13 protein-coding genes are annotated in these 15,649 nt (G+C 60.4%); 4 read left to right on the forward strand and 9 right to left on the reverse strand.

All coding sequences use genetic code 11. From position 1 onward, the window contains the following. Positions 1–66 precede the first annotated feature (66 nt). Genes BLT85_RS08240 through BLT85_RS08255 form a run of 4 tightly spaced genes read right to left on the reverse strand, consistent with a single transcriptional unit; the run spans position 67 to position 3,933 of the window. Positions 67–873, reverse strand: coding sequence for an ABC transporter ATP-binding protein (locus tag BLT85_RS08240; RefSeq protein WP_093393052.1), 807 nt, complete (start codon positions 871–873; stop codon positions 67–69). Then, positions 870–1,913, reverse strand: coding sequence for a FecCD family ABC transporter permease (locus BLT85_RS08245; RefSeq protein WP_093393055.1), 1,044 nt, complete (start codon positions 1,911–1,913; stop codon positions 870–872). Before BLT85_RS08245 ends, BLT85_RS08240 begins: the two co-directional genes overlap by 4 nt. Then, entirely contained in the window at positions 1,910–2,950 is a 1,041-nt protein-coding gene (locus BLT85_RS08250) for a FecCD family ABC transporter permease (RefSeq protein WP_093393058.1), read from the reverse strand. Before BLT85_RS08250 ends, BLT85_RS08245 begins: the two co-directional genes overlap by 4 nt. Continuing rightward, a complete protein-coding gene (locus BLT85_RS08255; RefSeq protein WP_093393060.1) occupies positions 2,947–3,933 on the reverse strand; it encodes an iron-siderophore ABC transporter substrate-binding protein in 987 nt (328 codons plus the stop codon). Before BLT85_RS08255 ends, BLT85_RS08250 begins: the two co-directional genes overlap by 4 nt. A 135-nt stretch (positions 3,934–4,068) precedes the next feature. Between BLT85_RS08255 and BLT85_RS08260 the strand changes: the two genes are divergently transcribed. The 3 genes from BLT85_RS08260 to BLT85_RS08270 are packed head-to-tail and all read left to right on the forward strand — an operon-like array spanning position 4,069 to position 6,965. Beyond that, positions 4,069–5,853 carry an ABC transporter ATP-binding protein gene (locus BLT85_RS08260; RefSeq protein WP_093393063.1) on the forward strand — a complete coding sequence of 595 codons (1,785 nt, stop codon included), beginning with the start codon at positions 4,069–4,071 and terminating at the stop codon, positions 5,851–5,853. Beyond that, complete coding sequence (locus BLT85_RS08265) at positions 5,850–6,665, forward strand: (2Fe-2S)-binding protein (RefSeq protein ID WP_093393066.1); 816 nt, start codon at positions 5,850–5,852, stop codon at positions 6,663–6,665. The genes BLT85_RS08260 and BLT85_RS08265 overlap by 4 nt, the downstream gene beginning before the upstream one ends. A gap of 9 nt (positions 6,666–6,674) precedes the next feature. Further along, a complete protein-coding gene (locus BLT85_RS08270; protein ID WP_093393069.1) occupies positions 6,675–6,965 on the forward strand; it encodes a DUF2218 domain-containing protein in 291 nt (96 codons plus the stop codon). Positions 6,966–7,304: 339 nt separating this feature from the next. Here BLT85_RS08270 and BLT85_RS08275 read toward each other — a convergent pair whose 3' ends face one another. Beyond that, a complete protein-coding gene (locus BLT85_RS08275; protein ID WP_157718150.1) occupies positions 7,305–7,934 on the reverse strand; it encodes a hypothetical protein in 630 nt (209 codons plus the stop codon). Between the two features lie 429 nt (positions 7,935–8,363). Here BLT85_RS08275 and BLT85_RS08280 point away from each other — a divergent pair, with 429 nt between their 5' ends. Next, positions 8,364–10,424 carry a TonB-dependent receptor gene (locus tag BLT85_RS08280; protein WP_093393075.1) on the forward strand — a complete coding sequence of 687 codons (2,061 nt, stop codon included), beginning with the start codon at positions 8,364–8,366 and terminating at the stop codon, positions 10,422–10,424. 180 nt (positions 10,425–10,604) lie between these two features. Here the strand turns inward: BLT85_RS08280 and BLT85_RS08285 are convergent, their stop codons facing one another. From BLT85_RS08285 to BLT85_RS08300, 4 genes are all read right to left on the reverse strand, one after another. Then, on the reverse strand, positions 10,605–11,774 hold the full coding sequence (locus BLT85_RS08285; protein ID WP_093393078.1) for a glycerate kinase: 1,170 nt from the start codon (positions 11,772–11,774) through the stop codon (positions 10,605–10,607). A 483-nt stretch (positions 11,775–12,257) separates the two neighbouring features. Further along, positions 12,258–13,328 (reverse strand): putative urea ABC transporter substrate-binding protein, encoded by a 1,071-nt coding sequence (locus BLT85_RS08290; protein WP_093393081.1) that lies wholly within the window; start codon positions 13,326–13,328, stop codon positions 12,258–12,260. A 41-nt stretch (positions 13,329–13,369) separates the two neighbouring features. Next, on the reverse strand, positions 13,370–14,302 hold the full coding sequence (locus BLT85_RS08295; RefSeq protein WP_093393084.1) for a hypothetical protein: 933 nt from the start codon (positions 14,300–14,302) through the stop codon (positions 13,370–13,372). Then, positions 14,299–15,354 (reverse strand): isopenicillin N synthase family dioxygenase, encoded by a 1,056-nt coding sequence (locus tag BLT85_RS08300; protein WP_093393087.1) that lies wholly within the window; start codon positions 15,352–15,354, stop codon positions 14,299–14,301. The genes BLT85_RS08295 and BLT85_RS08300 overlap by 4 nt, the downstream gene beginning before the upstream one ends. Positions 15,355–15,649: the final 295 nt, after the last annotated feature.

Consider the following 15,649-nt stretch of genomic DNA (forward strand, 5'->3'; position numbering starts at 1 on the left):
AATTGTTCGCATTACGATAAACCTCGTATCAAAACCCGGAGATGCTCCGCTCGAGTGCGGTACGGATTACTCCCCTGCCAGACGATGCCGGCCAATAGGCAACATCATCGGCTTGCCGGAGATCGGGTCGGCAATGACCAGGCTGCGCAAGCCGAAGACGGAGAAGATGACTTCTTCCCTCAGGACCTCTTCCGGTTTGCCATGAGCGAATAAGCGACCCGACTGCATGGCGACCAGTTGGTCCGAGTATCGGGCGGCCAGGTTGAGGTCGTGCAATACCATCACGATGGTTGTGCCGCGGCTTCGGTTGAGGTCGGTAAGCAGATCGAGTACTTCGACTTGATGACTCACATCGAGAAAGGTGGTGGGCTCGTCCAGAAGCAGCAGATCCGTTCCCTGCGCTAATGCCATGGCAATCCAGACGCGTTGCCGCTGCCCGCCCGACAGTTCGTCCACTTCCCTATCAGCCAGATTCGTTGTCTTGGTCACTTCCAACGCCTGGGCGACTGCCTCGTCATCCTCGCGAGTCCAGCGAGACATCAGACCGTGATGGGGGTGACGTCCGCGGCTGACCAGATCGGCCACAGTGATGCCATCCGGTGCCAACGGTGACTGCGGCAGCAGGCCAAGCGTCCGGGCAAGCTCTCGAGTGGGACTGCGATGCACTGACTTGCCATCCAGCAGCACCTGCCCTTTGCTGGGGGACAGCAACCGCGAGATCGTACGCAACAGAGTCGATTTGCCGCAGGCGTTGGCCCCGACAATCGAGGTGATACGGCCTGGCTCGATGACCAGATCCAGCTCGTCGAGAATGGTTCGCTCGCCGTATCCGGCGGACAGCTTTTCGACAACCAGGCGATGCGCAGCGGTCATAACGACCCTCCTTTGCGATTCACTCGAATGATCAGGTAGATGAGGTAGGGAGCACCCAAAGCGCCCGTGACCACACCCACCGGATAGCGACTGGGCAGCAGGAACTGACCGATATAGTCACCGACCAGCACCAGGCAAGCTCCGATCAAAGCGGAAGGAATCAGGATCGACCCGTTGGGCCCGACGATACGCGCCGCAATGGGGCCGGAGAGAAAGGCGACAAAGGCAATCGGACCGGTGACCGCCGTTGCGATGGCGATCAGGCAGACGGCGCAGACGATCACCGTGACTCGGGTCGACCCGACCTGTACGCCAAGCGCGGCGGCCGTGTCATCCCCCATACGCAGCGCGTCCAGGTCTCTTCCCCGGATGAGCAGCACACCCCCAAACAGCACCAGCGAGGCGGCGACGGGCCATGCCTGGTCCAGCTGCGCAGCGTTGAGGCTGCCAGTCAGCCAACGCATCGCCTCCTGCAGATCCCACGCCGGCGCCTGAGCCAGGGTATAGGCGATGAAGCTTTCGATCATCGCCGACGTCCCGATACCAATCAGAATCAGGCGCGTGCCGGCCACACCGTTGCTGTACGACAATCCATAGATCAACAGGGCCACACCGAGTCCTGCCACGACCGAGAAAGCCGAGACGGCAACGCCATCGAGCTGAAGCACAACGATGGCAAACACCGCTGCAGCGCTTGCACCGGAACTGACCCCGATGATGTCCGGACTGGCCAGAGAATTACGCAGCATAATCTGGAATGCCACCCCACCAAGACCGAAGCTGAGCCCTACCAACACCGCAAGCATCGCCCTGGGCAGTCGCAGCTGCCCAACCGTGAAGCTGACGCCCGGTACGTTCTCGCCCATCAATACCCGCAGCACGTCCGGCAATGGCGTAAACGACTGCCCGAGTGCCAGCGTCAAGGTCACGCCTACGACCACGATCAGAGCCAGCGCTGCCAGAACGCCCATCCAGGCCCGGGCACGTCGCTGTCGACCTTGCCTTACCGAATCGCCGATGCTGATCGGCCCGGCGCTCATAGCTCTCGCACCTTCTGCCGACGAACGATCCAGATGAAGAAAGGCGCGCCGATGAACGCCGTGACCACACCCACCGCCAGTTCACTGGGTCTTGCCACGATGCGCCCGAACACATCCGCCAGCAGCAGCAGGCTCGCCCCGCTGAGCGCCGAGAATGGCAACAGCCAGCGATGATCGACACCGACCAACAAGCGGCACAGGTGCGGCACCACGAGACCAACGAATCCGATCGGACCACAGGCTGCGGTGGTCGCACCACATAGCAGAATGGCGCCCGCCCCTGCGGAGCCGCGCGCCCACGCGACTTTCTCGCCAAGCCCGGCGGCCAGATCATCGCCCAGCGCCAGCATATTCAGCTTGCGGGCAGACAGCAGGCTGATCACGAACCCAACAAGAAGGAACGGACCAACCAGTTGCAGGGTTTCGTAGGTGGCGCCGCCTATCCCGCCGATCTGCCACGACCGGACGCCGCCGGCTATGTCGTTGCGAGGCAGCACCACGGCGATGGTGAAACAGGAAAGCGCCACAGAGGTGGCCGCACCGGCCAGCGCCAGCTTCAGGGGCGTAGCGCCGCCCCGGCCCAACGAGCCGATGATGTAAACGAAGGTGGCCGTGACCCCTGCCCCGAGGATCGCGGTCCAGACATAGGCATAGGCCATGCTCATGCCGAACCAGGCGAGCCCGATGACCACCGCCAGAGACGCTCCCATATTGACCCCGAGAAGGCCGGGATCAGCCAATGGGTTGCGGGTCACGCCCTGCATGATCGCGCCAGCCAGGCCCAGGGCGCCGCCGGCTATCACTGCCAGAAGGGTCCGGGGAATACGCATCGCCACGGCCGCTTCACCCACCGTATCTACCCGGCCTTGCAACGCAGCGACAATTTCCGGCCACGGGACCTCGCGGGTCCCCACGGCGACCGAAAGCACGCAAAGCGCTAGCAAGAGCACGATCAGCGCCAGCAGGCTCAGCGATTTGAGGACATGGCTCTGCGCCGGAGCGGTAGCCGGTGCAGAGGTATTCGCCAGCGCTGTCATTCTGCCCTGCGGGCAGCGTCGGCTAACGCTGCGACATAATCGTCAAGCACCCAGGGAATGGATAGAGGCGTCGGATTGGCCGCGGTGGCAAACGGTCCATGGCCCAACAGAACGACGGAGCCGCTTTCGATCGCTCGCATTCGCGACAGCAACGGGTTGGACTGCAGCGAACCAAGCAGCTGCTTTTCGCCATAGGTCACGAAAATGTCGACATCATCGAACAGGTCAATCCGTTCGACGCTGACCGCGCCAGAATACTGCCCTTCACCGGTGAGTCGCCTCACGCTTTCGGGCGACCGCATGCCGAGGTCATCGAAAAAGCTGACCCGGGTGTCGTTCGCGGAGTAGAAAGGCAGGATGCTCAGATCAGTGGGGTCCAGGTGCGTGATGAACATCGCTGACTTGCCCTCGAGTTCGGGATAGCCGGCTACCGCTTCATTGATCTGCGCTTCAAGGCGGCTGATGAGCGCCTTGCCCTCCTCTTCCATACCCAGCGCCGCACTGTTGATGCGGATCATTTCGCGCCAACCGGTCGACCAGGGCGAGTCGGGGTACGCGACCACCGGCGCGATCATGCTGAGCGTTTTGTAATCTGCCTGAGTGAGACCCGAGTACGCGGCGAGAATGACATCTGGCCGGGTGGCCGCCACCGCCTCGAAATCGATGCCGTCGCCTTCATCGAACAGCACCGGAACTGCCGCATCCAGTTCATCCAGCCTGGCACGCACCCAGGGCAGCAGACCGTCGCCATCGTCGTCACCAAATCCCGCTGCCGCAAAGCCGACCGGCACCACACCCAGCGCCAGCGGAACCTCATGATTCGCCCATGCGACGGTCGCCACCCGCTCCGGCTTCTCCGTTACGGTCGTCGTACCAAATGCATGATCAATGGTCACGGGAAACGCGGGCTGCTGCGTCCACCCGACGCCTGGAAACATCAACAAGGTACACAGCAGCAGCGAAACAGTGGAGATACGGGCCATGACTACCTTCTCGAATCAGGATTAGGTTCGGGCTTGCGAGTGCGGATGATAATAATTCGCTTTAAACTTTATCACCAACCCGCTAACCTTTGCATCTCTTCCGTAACCCCACTCGAATCCAGCCAAGAGTAAAGGATGACCCAACACACCCACACCAGCAGCTTCGCGGCACTTGGCCGCTTGCTACGCTATGCGCGGGGCTACCGCCGCCAGATCATCACCGCCAGCCTGTGTTCGCTGATCAACAAGCTGTTCGATATCGCTCCCGAGATATTGATCGGCGTGGCGATAGACGTCGTCGTCAATCAGGAGCAAAGTTTCGTCGCCAGGCTCGGCTTCGAGACGGCGCAGGAACAGATCGCTGTTCTGGCTGTGCTGACCTTCTTCATCTGGGCTGGTGAGTCGCTGTTCGAGTATCTATACCAGGTGCTCTGGCGAAATCTCGCCCAGCGTCTGCAGTCCGAATTGCGGCAAGACACGTACGAGCACGCACAGCGCCTGGATATGAGCTTCTTCGAAGCGCAAAGCTCAGGGCAGCTGGTCGCCACCATGAACGATGACGTGAACCAGCTGGAACGCTTCCTCGACGGCGGTGCCAACGCCGTGGTTCAGCTGGTCGTCACCGTGATCGCAGTGGGTGCCGTGTTCTTCTTCATCTCCCCGCTCATTGCCCTGCTGGCCTTCTCCCCTATTCCGCTGATCATCTGGGGCACCTTCTATTTCCAGCGCAAAGCCGGCCCTTTGTATGCCGATGTGCGTGACAAAGTGGGCGACCTGTCCACTCGCCTGACCAATAATCTGGGCGGCATCGCCACCATCAAGAGCTTCACCGCTGAACGGCGCGAGGCCGAGCGACTTAAGGCAAGCAGCGAGGCCTACCTGGAAGCCAACCGCAAAGCCATTCGCATCAGCTCCGCTTTCATTCCGGTGATTCGGATGGCCGTGCTTGCAGGCTTTCTGGCCACCTTCACCGTTGGTGGTCTCATGGCCCTGGAAGGCAGCCTGAACGTGGGCGCGTACGGCGTGCTGGTATTCCTTACCCAGCGGCTGCTCTGGCCCATGACAGGACTGGCGGCGTTGATCGACCTGTTCGAACGAGCCATGGCCAGTACGCGACGGATTCTGAACCTGCTCGAAGAACCCGTGCACGCCCACGATGAAAGCGACACCAGCTTGCTCGAGCCTGTGCGCGGTGACGTGGCGTTTCGCAATGTGAGCTTCAGCTACCCAGGCGGCACGGCGGGCGTACAGAACGTCGACTTCAGCGTCACAGCGGGCGACACCGTCGCGCTAGTCGGAGCCACGGGGTCCGGAAAGTCGACACTGATCAAACTGCTCCTGCGCTTTTACGAGCCCACCCAGGGCGACATCCTCATCGATGGGCAATCCACTCGCGAGGTCAGCCTGGAGTCGCTTCGCAGCTGCATCGGGCTGGTCAGTCAGGACGTGTACCTGTTTGAAGGTACGGTGAGGGAAAACCTGGTCTACGGCCGGCCGGATGCCACCGATAGCGACATCATCGAGGCGGCGAAGACGGCCGAGGCATGGTCATTCATAGAGGCGTTGCCGCAAGGCCTGGAAACGCTCGTGGGTGAACGCGGAGCGCGCCTGTCCGGTGGACAACGGCAGCGGCTGTCGCTGGCTCGCGCACTGTTGAAAAACTCGCCGATCCTCGTTCTGGACGAAGCCACAAGCGCCGTCGATAACGAAACCGAAGCTGCCATTCAGCGTTCGCTCAAACGCATCGGTCACAATCGCACCGTCATCGTCATCGCGCACCGCCTGTCCACCATTGTCGATGCCGACTCGATTCTGGTGATCGAAAACGGTCAGATCGTCGAACGGGGCAATCATGCCGCGTTGGTGGAAAAAGGCGGCGCCTACAGTTCGCAATGGAAAGTGCAAACGGGATACGCATGAACCGCAGCGGCCTGGGTGCGCTTGCTTCAGTCGATTCATGGCGCGGCCATTACTGGCAGCACCTGGAGCAGGATGGGCTCGACCCCGAGCTGATCCTGTCTCAGGCCTTGGCCGCTCAGCATCCGTACGACGGTCCGAGCAAGCTGTTTTCGCTCGCCGAGTGCGTGGAAACGCCCGATCTGCTGGCAGCCCAGGTACGCCAGAATTATCCAGGCGCGTGCACTGCGAAACTCCAACGGGCCTATCATTCGGTCATTCATCAGGATCTGGCGCTGAGCCTGATCGCTCCGCTCGCGTTGAAGCTGTTTCGGGATGGCCACGTCGCACTGCCCACCGCCAGCCAGATCTTTGTCGTTCGAACTCAACACGACGGGCAGACGCAATTGCACTGGTTCATGGAAACGGGACAGACCGACGTGGACGAACAGGACTTCATTGCGTGCATGAGCGAGCTGACCAGCGACTGGTATCCATTTTTCAGGCGCGGCCTCGGTGTCAGCCCCGGCAGCTACTGGAGCAGCGTCGGCCTGGCCCTCGGAGCTCCGTTCGCCGCGGTATGGAATCTGGCCCAGCCAGGCCCTACATGCCGTCTTGCGCAACGCTGGTTGGAAGCTTTCCGGAATGACGCCAATGCGTTCGTTGACTGGATTCCCGTGACTTTCGGCGAACAACAAACCGCCATCCCCCAGCGGCGAGGCTGTTGTCTGGCCTATCTGCTGCCGGACTCAGGCCATTGCGGGACCTGCGGCGTGCATCGTAAGCAGAGGATACAAGCCGCCTGCCTAAACCAACCGTATGGATGCGCCAAATAGGAAAAGATCATGCCCCAATCAAACGCCACTGTTCAGACGCTACACGGCAGCGCGTATATTTCCAGGCTGTGCAAACACTGGAGCCATCGTTTCGATGTGACATTGACTGCTGACGAAGGCCGCATCGACTTCGGCGACAGCAAGCACTGCGTGCTCCAGGCGCTGCCAGACGGAATCAGCATGGAAATCCACGCCCCTGACCAGGAATCGCTGGAATCGCTGGAACGCGTGGTGGTGGATCATCTGTTGCGGATGGCTAAGCATGACAAGCCAAGCGACGCCGTCTGGACCAGACGCTGAGGGGGTGGCTCGTTCCCGGTAACTGGAGCCAGATCCGAGCTGGCTCCGGTTACGTTGCCGCTGAATGCAAGCCAGCTTTACTCGAAGACAACCGCCCTTGCCTTCAAATGGCTGCTCAAGCTCAAGAGCCTCGCAACGTCCCTCGCGCTCGTGTAACCACCGCGGTGCCTGGCTGCACGCCTCTGCAAGCGACATGGGTCCGGGCGAGGATCGACGTTGCGGCGACTTCATCAGCTTTCCAGAGATCCGCGACGTTTCGCCTGGCCGCGTTGAATGCAGCGTTGCGGCGTGACGGGCAACCCAGCGGAGCCGAAGCATCGATGCAAGCAGCTTCCGGACTTAACCCACTTCTTGCCAGCGTGATTCCCCCCAACGAAGGCTACCCGGACGCCGACCGTAAAGAGACGCGAGCCGGTCCAGAACGTCGTGAGGCACATCTGTTGCAGTAATGATCATGGAGACGTACATGGGAAAGTCAGGATGCTCACGCCACGTACCGTCGCACATCGAACCGAAGATGGACCGGTCATACCAAGCGCGAAAGACTCCCAAATATCCAGCGACGCGACCTTCCAAGGTGGGAGCGTCCTGCGCCTGGCTCCACGAGCTATCCATCAACCGTTTCAGTTGTTCGCCAACCAAAGGCATATGGTGCAGGTAATGAAGAGCCTCTTCCAACCGTTCATGGCGCGTCACGTGCCATGCACGCTCTTCGCGCAAACGAAACGTGAAATGACAAAAGCTGCACTTCCCCACGTCACCGTCTGACTCGACGTGCTGCATGATGTCCTGCTCTCGCAACCGCCTGGCTTCAACGAAGCATGGAAGTCCGAAGTCACGCCGCGCGACCAGGCTCAACCGCTGCGCGTGCGTCAATGTGGGGTGTGTTTCGGCGCACGTCTCGGCTCGCGCTTTGAGCTCCCGCATATCGAAGAATGAAAAGCCCGACATTGTAGTTTCCTCGCTCACAGAGTATCCGTTCCCCTATGCCTTTTGATTGAGAGCGGAGTGTAGAGTCGACACTTCACTACGCAAACCCGCGAATGTTGGCGAAATGTGACAGCACCGCATGGCAACCTTGTTCTGCCTTTCTGCCAGACGGAACACCGACCCGAATTATCCAGCCGAGCCTGGCAATACCAAGGCTCAATCAGGGCTATGCGGCTTCAGTTACTACCCCTTCTCGCTAAGAGCCCCAATCGGCCAAAACAGTCGCTCGCGTACGGCGTTGCCGTTCCGGAGCGGCATTAGCGTTGATCGCGGCGCCTCGCCGAGGAACGAAAGCGAAATTGCGTTATAGTATAACGTATTGTAATCTCCCCGCCGGGCCGCACTGGCAAGCCCGCTTGACTCTTCCAACGCCTCGGAAGGCTGTTGTCACACGTATGGAGAATCACCGTGAAGCTCAAACCAACCCCCCTAGCCCTTGGCATTAGTCTCGCTCTGCTTTCGACTGGCGCTAGCGCAGAAACCGTCGAACTCGAACCCGTCACCGTCAGCGCTAGTGCTCTAGCGCGGTCAAGTCAGGACATGGTGGTACCCGCCCAAGTCATCAATGGAACGGACCTGGTGCTGACGCGCGAAGCGACGCTCGGCGAGACCCTTGATCATTTGCCGGGGCTGCGTTCGAGCAGTTTCGGTGCCGGTGCGGGCCGGCCTGTGATACGCGGCCTCGATGGTGCCCGCGTGAAAGTGCTTAGCGATGGGGTGGATGTGCTCGATGCATCCACCGTTAGCCCCGACCATGCAGTGACCAGCGAGCCTCTCCTTGCCGAACGCATCGAAGTACTCAAGGGTCCCGCCGCACTCCTGTATGGGGGCGGAGCCATCGGTGGAGTGATCAACGTGATGGACCGGAAGGTTCCGACCTATGTTCCCGAAAACGGGTACGAGGCCGACCTTGAGGTGCGCGGCAACAGCGTAGCCAATGAGCGCGCAGGCGCATTCGGCATCACCGCCGGGTCCGGTAACTTCGCCATCAGGGCAGAGGGCAGTAAACGCAAGACTGACGACTACGAAATCCCGGGGTCGGCTGATGAACAAACAGGCTCATACAACGACACCGATTCGTTCACCCTCGGCGGCAGTTTCATAGGCGAACGCGGTTTCGTCGGTCTCGCCTACGGCGAACAGAACCGCCGCTATGGCCTGCCGTTTCATGAACATGCTGACTGCCATACGCACGGTCCGCGTGACTGGCATTGCAGCGAACACGAGGAACACGGTGAACACGAAGAGGAGGAGGATCACGACGAGCACGCCGGCCATGATGATGAGCACGAACATGAGCACGAGGCGGTGCCCTACGTCGATATGAAGCGCAAGCGCTGGGACCTTCGCGCACAGGCCAGCGATCCTATGCCCGGGTTCGAGTCGGTGCGTGCGCGAGTCGGTCACAGCCAGTACGAACACGATGAGATCGAAGGTGGCGTGGTAGGCACCCGCTTCAAGAACGACGCCACCGATGCCCGTGTTGAATTCACCCACAGACCCGCGTTCGGCTGGCGGGGAGTTATCGGCGCCCAGACGCTACGCCGCGACTTCGAGACCACCGGCGAAGAGGCCTACGTCCCTCATACGCTTACGCGCAACCACGGCCTATTTCTGCTGGAGGAGTTCGAGGCTGGCGCATGGCGTTATGAAGTCGGATTGCGCCAGGAATGGCAGCACATCGACGCTGATGGCACCAACAATGCCCGCCACCAGGGGACGTCCGCCTCCGCTGGAGCCATCTGGACCTTCAGACCCAACTACTCGCTGGGCCTGGCACTTTCACGCTCCCAGCGCCTCCCAACCGCCGAAGAGCTCTACGCCAATGGCCCGCACGCGGCGACCAGCACAGTGGAACTGGGCAATCCCGAGCTCGACGAAGAGACGTCGTACAATGCCGAGCTGACCCTAAGCAAGCTGGCAGGTCCGGCCACGTTCACTGTCAGCCTGTTCCGCAACGCTATCGACGATTTCATCTACGCAGCTGATACCGGCCGGGACATTGGCGGCGACCTGCGCGAGATCGAATATCGTCAGCGCGACGCAGTATTCACCGGTATCGAGGGTGAGGTGCGCTTCGAGGCAACCGGCAGCACAGCAGTAACCGTTTTCGGCGATCACGTTCGGGGCGAACTGCGAAGCAGCGGCGAAGATCTGCCGCGCATTCCGGCCGATCGGTTGGGCGTTCGGCTGAATCAGCGCTTCACGCCTACTATCGATGGATCGCTGCAGTTCTATCGTGTACGCCAGCAGGATCGCATTGCGTCGTTCGAAAGCGAGACAGAAGGCTACAACATGCTCAGCGCCGGGCTGAGCTACAGCAGCTATTTCAGCGACACCAACTATCTGCTGTATCTCAAGGCGAACAACCTGCTGAACGAAAAGGCGCGCGAGCACACCTCTTTTATCAAGGACGAAGTATTGCTGCCGGGGCGCAACCTGACTGTCGGGGCGCGCTTCTCCTTCTAACGCTCTAGGGCTGACAAACGGGGCATCCGCATGGGTGCCCTTCGGTTGATGTCGCCGCCAAAGCCGCTTTTCTCACGCCATCCCGCTGAGCGGGATCGGCATGCGGGTCGTCGTCCCCTTGCAGTTCGCTCGGCAGCGCGGTCGCCACCTACGTTGTTGTGTCAGGGGCGGCGTCCGGCCTTACAACGACTCGAACACGCTTGCCGCTGGATCGAATCGACCGGCCATCTTTAGAAGTCGCCCTACGTCGCGCGCCCGCTCGCGCAACAAATCTGGCGCCTGCCTACAGGCTTCTTCAAGCGTCATCGGCCCCGGCGTGAGAGCAAATGCTGCAGCGATGCCGTGCGAGTAAAGCTCCTCGTAGCCCTCTCCTAAAGTCCCAGCCAGAACGATCACCGATACATCGTGCTCGCAGGCCAGGCGCCCTACCCCCAGTGGCGTCTTGCCCCGCAGGGTTTGCGCGTCGAGCCGCCCTTCCCCGGTGATCACCAGATCCGCGCCTTTCAAATGCGATGCCAGCTGAGTCATCTCCGCCACCACTTCGACGCCAGGCCGGAATGTCGCCCGCAAGAATGCGCGGGCAGCGAAGCCGAGGCCGCCAGCCGCACCGCTGCCTGCAAAGTCCCGATGACGTTCGCCGAGGATCGACTCGCAACAGTCTGCAAACCGGTTCAATGCCTGGTCCAGCGCTACCAACTGGTCAGTGGTCGCCACTTTCTGCCGGCCGAAAGTGAAGGACGCGCCCTGCGGGCCGCACAGCGGGTTGTCGACGTCAGCCGCCAGCTGGAAGTCCACCCCGGTCAGGCGCGGATCCAGATCATCAAGCTCGATGGAATGCAACGCCGCCAAGGCAAGCCCTCCGGGTGGGAGCGGGCGATGGCTGACGTCGAGAAAGCGCACGCCTAGCGCCTCCAACATACCGGCACCACCATCGTTCGTCGCGCTACCGCCCAGGGTGAGAACAACAGAGCTGGCGCCTGCATCGAGCGCCTCACGGATCAGCTCGCCGGTGCCTCGTGTGGTGCTGACGCAAGCATCCCGATGATCCATAGGCACCCGTTGCAACCCGCTGGCCTCGGCCATCTCGATGATCGCGGTCCGCGACTCGGGCAACCAGCCCCAGCAAGCCTGGACCATCTCACCCACGGGACCCGTGACTCGGGCGATACGCAGCTCACCCGGCACAGCAGAAAGAATCGCGTCCACCGTGCCCTCCCCGCCGTCAGCCATCGGACACTTGATCAGGTCAGCGTCAGGAAAGACTTCTCTCAAGCCCAATTCGATAGCATCGGCGGCTTCTGACGCGCTCAGGCTGTCCTTGAATGAATCGGGGGCGATGATGATTTTCATGACGCTTTCATACCTCGGTGGGTACAGGTGCTACCAGAAGGATAGCCTTTTACGAAGCTAAAACAGGTTGAGGGGAGTTAGCCGAGGTGCGGTTCGAGCGGCTGAGTTGGGACAAGGTTTGCCTAGGACGCGGGTTACAAACGCAGCGAAGGGAGTCACCAGTTCGCCTATGCGTGACGATGAGACGTGCAATCTGCGGATCAATTACAGATGTCTTGAAGCTCTACCGTTGCAGCGCATGCCGGCTGCACCTCCAGCAACCCATACCCATGCCAGACGGTCATTGGGGAACCGAGACTCGTTGCGCAGAATATCCGCGCCAAACGTCCAGATTACTGTGCTCGAGGGCGGTGAAGAAATCGACTACCCAGTCCACTCGGATCGGCTGCGAAACAGAGCTGACTCAGCCTTGGCGTAGGCAGGCCAAACGGCCTGCCTACAGATCCGGAGCGGATGCAGCATGTAGCGCCGGACCCGAGGTGGCTAGAGTTTGTCTTCCATCGCCATGCGGACGAAGCTGGGGTCGAAGCGCAGCTTGATGTTATTGGCGCTGCCGAGGGTAGCGCCGTCTGCGAATTGCATGCCGATTACATCAGCGCTTGGCGCGCCGTTGCCCAGCAGCCCCTTGTCGAAGGAGAACAAGCGCACCCGGTCCATGGTGTTGCGCAAGGCGTCATCCGTCGCGAACGCATGGGCGTCGGCGGGCGTGTAGAACAGCATGGTTTCGGCGAGCTGCGCATCGAAGCTTGCTAGATCGGTGCCAGCGCGCTCGGCCATGAATGTGCGAGCCTTCCTGGCCTCTTCGCCGTCGCCAGACATGATCTCCAGGGTTTCGAACCAGGCACCGACCAGCGCCTTGCCAAAGTCCGGATTCGCCTTCAACACTTCGGTATGCACTGCCACCATGTCGATGATCTCGCCAGGGATCTGGCTTGAATCAAACACCTGTACAGCATCCGGGTATTGTTGCTTGATCATGCTCAACTGCGGGTTCCAGACGGCGGCTGCGGTCACGCCCGGGGTCGTGAACGAAGCAACTGCGTCGGCATCGGAGGTGTTGATCACCTTGATATCGCGTTCGGACATGCCGTGCTCTTCCAGCGCTCGCGCGAGGAAGTAATGAGACACGGAAAGCTCGACCAGGTTGACGCTTCGCCCGCGAATATCTTCCATGCTGGTTGCATCCTTCAGCAGGATCCCGTCGTTGCCGTTGGAATAGTCCCCCAGTATCAGGGCGGTCGTATCGACACCGCCTGCGGCCGGAATGGTCAACGCATCCATATTGGTCATGGCGCCGGCATCGAATTCACCCACGGTGAACTGGTTGATCGACTCGATATAGTCATTGAACTGCACGACTTCGATGTCGATACCGTATTTGTCTGCCCACTTGTCGACGATTCCATGATCAACGGCATAGGCCCAGGGCATCCAGCCGGCGTAGATTGACCAAGCCATCTTGAAACTCTGCTTTTCCTGGGCGGACGCGCCCGTTGCAATGAACAGGCCGGTCGCGACGACACATAGGGCTTTCTTGATTGATTGTTTGAACATGCTCAATTACCTCAAGGATCAATAGACGGTTCTGTTTTGGTTCAGAAATGTGGCTCGGTATAGCGGGTCAGCGTTGGAGACTCGGATGCGTACCAGGCTTGGGCTTGTGGAGTGAAGCCAGTGGCCTGTTCATAGCCCAGCTGAGGCTCGATCGTATCGATGACAAAACGCCGCTCGCAGCGAATACCATCAACCACCAGCCGTTGGACCACCTGTCGCTGGTCTGACAAATATTCAAAACCATCGAGCGGAAGCAGCGCCTCTCCGATCCGCGCAGCATTGGTGGAAAGCGAAATCCGATAGCCGTCCTGTATTGAACCGGAGGCGACCGAGGTTTCGAAATTGAACAGTCTGTCGAGCCGCTGCGCATCCCCCGTGGCCTTCGCTACTTCTTCACGCAGCGAGGTGCCGGTCAGCTCTTCTGCTCGGCCAAGGACCAGCGCTGCGTAATCGCCGCAGACAATCAGCCCGCCGCCGGAGTGGCGAAGCTCGCCGGTCTTCACATCCCGTTCGTCGATCAGTCGCAGTCCAATGAGCGGGCCCGGTCGGGAGGGCTGGAGCCGCCAGTCCTCTACGTAGGCTCCAGTGGGTGCGAACTCAATCATGCAGTTGCCGATGCGCTGGAGCAGCGCAGGTTCAGGCCAGCGGTTATGTAATTGCAAGGAGGTATCGCTGTGCCAGCGCAGTTTCTCGCCGTCCCACTCCGACAGCGCCTCCCACCCCTCATGGTTCGCCAGTACGGCTAGCTCGTCCGCCGAATAGTCGCCCCACGTACGGGGCGGCGGCTGGCTTTGGGCAAGGGGCAGACGAAGATCGATAGTGAAGTTGCGGCTTTGGAACCAGCACACGTGAGTGGAACTGTCGGTTTCGCCATTGGCAAAGCTGATCGACCTGCGCTTGAAGAAGCCAAGCATCCAGTCCGGCACGCCTGTCTCCGTGCGCTGTGCGTGGGCAAGCAAGTCTTGTAACGTCATGCCGTCACCGCCTTGCCTGCGGCCTGGTGTCCAAAAGAAGAAAGAGCTTTCGCGCCGTCGGGCAAGGCCAGCTCGCCTGCTTCGAGCCTCCGTTTGAGATACCCGAAGGTCTGAACGGTCTGGGCATAAAGATGCTCACCGCAGACGATAGGTTCGTAACGAGCCGGGTTGGTCTCGCTCAGCAAAACCGGGACCGGTGCGATAACGGTGTCATAGTCACAGGCGCAGAACAGCGGGAAGGAGTAGCGTTCTTCCGCCACCTTGCGCACACGATGCGAGGTGGCGACGAATAGGCCGTTGCTGAGCACTTCGAGCATGTCACCAATGTTGATGACGAATGCGTCTTTCATCAGCGGCACGTCGATCCATTCGCCGGCTCCGTTGAGCACTTCCAGGCCTGGCGCGGTAGGCAGCAGGATGGTGAAGCATTCGTAGTCGGTATGCGCACCGATACCCGGCCGGTCCGCAGCATCAGGATTGAACGGATAGTGAATAAGGCGCAGCTGGCTGGGCGGCGTGGTCACGTGCTTGGTGAACGCATCTTCAGGCAGACCCAACGCCAGCGCAAATCCGCGAAACAGCTGTTGGCTCAGGGCAAGCACCGCATCGTAATAGGCTTTGATATCTTCCCTGAAGCCTGGGAGATCCGCCCACTGATTCGGCCCAAGCATTGGCCGCCTGCCTTCCTCCGAGAGAAAGTCGAAGCCGATGTCATAGGCCTCTTTATGGTCGATGGTCCCAGAATCGAACTGTTCCTCACCTTCCGGCACGTATCCACTGTGATTTGTCGAGCGCCCGATGTAGTGGCGCATCTTCTCGTCCAGCGGCTGGGCGAAATACTCGCGCGTCCGGTTCAGCAGCCTTTCGATCCGCGCAAGAGGGACGCCGTGACCGGTTATATAGAGAAAGCCTGCTTCCTCGGCTCCTTTGCCCAGTTGCCTGGCGGTTGCTTCGCGCGTTTCCCGCTCAGGTGAGAACAGGCCGGAGACATCGACTACCGGTAGGTGGGTAAACGCAGTATGCGCTGAAGTGCCGGGTTGCCTCGACGCCATAATAACCTCCAGATTGAATGATCAGGATGTCATCTGGTCGTCCAGATGCTACGCGCGCCTGACTCTCTGTCGGATGACTTCGGTCTTCCGGGTCGTCCCGGAACAGCCCACGCATCTTGCGTTGGCTTGGCGCACAGATATACAAAGCAATACACATACCAAGACATCAACAACGAGCTTTCAGGCCCGTATATGGCCGGTCGCACTGCTTGCGCTGTTCTATCTGGTGGCGATTTACATACTGCGTTTCCCGTTGGAATACGTTTTCGCACCAAACTTGTGCCTGATCGAGCAC

The organism is Halopseudomonas xinjiangensis (assembly GCF_900104945.1).
Taxonomy (GTDB): domain Bacteria; phylum Pseudomonadota; class Gammaproteobacteria; order Pseudomonadales; family Pseudomonadaceae; genus Halopseudomonas; species Halopseudomonas xinjiangensis.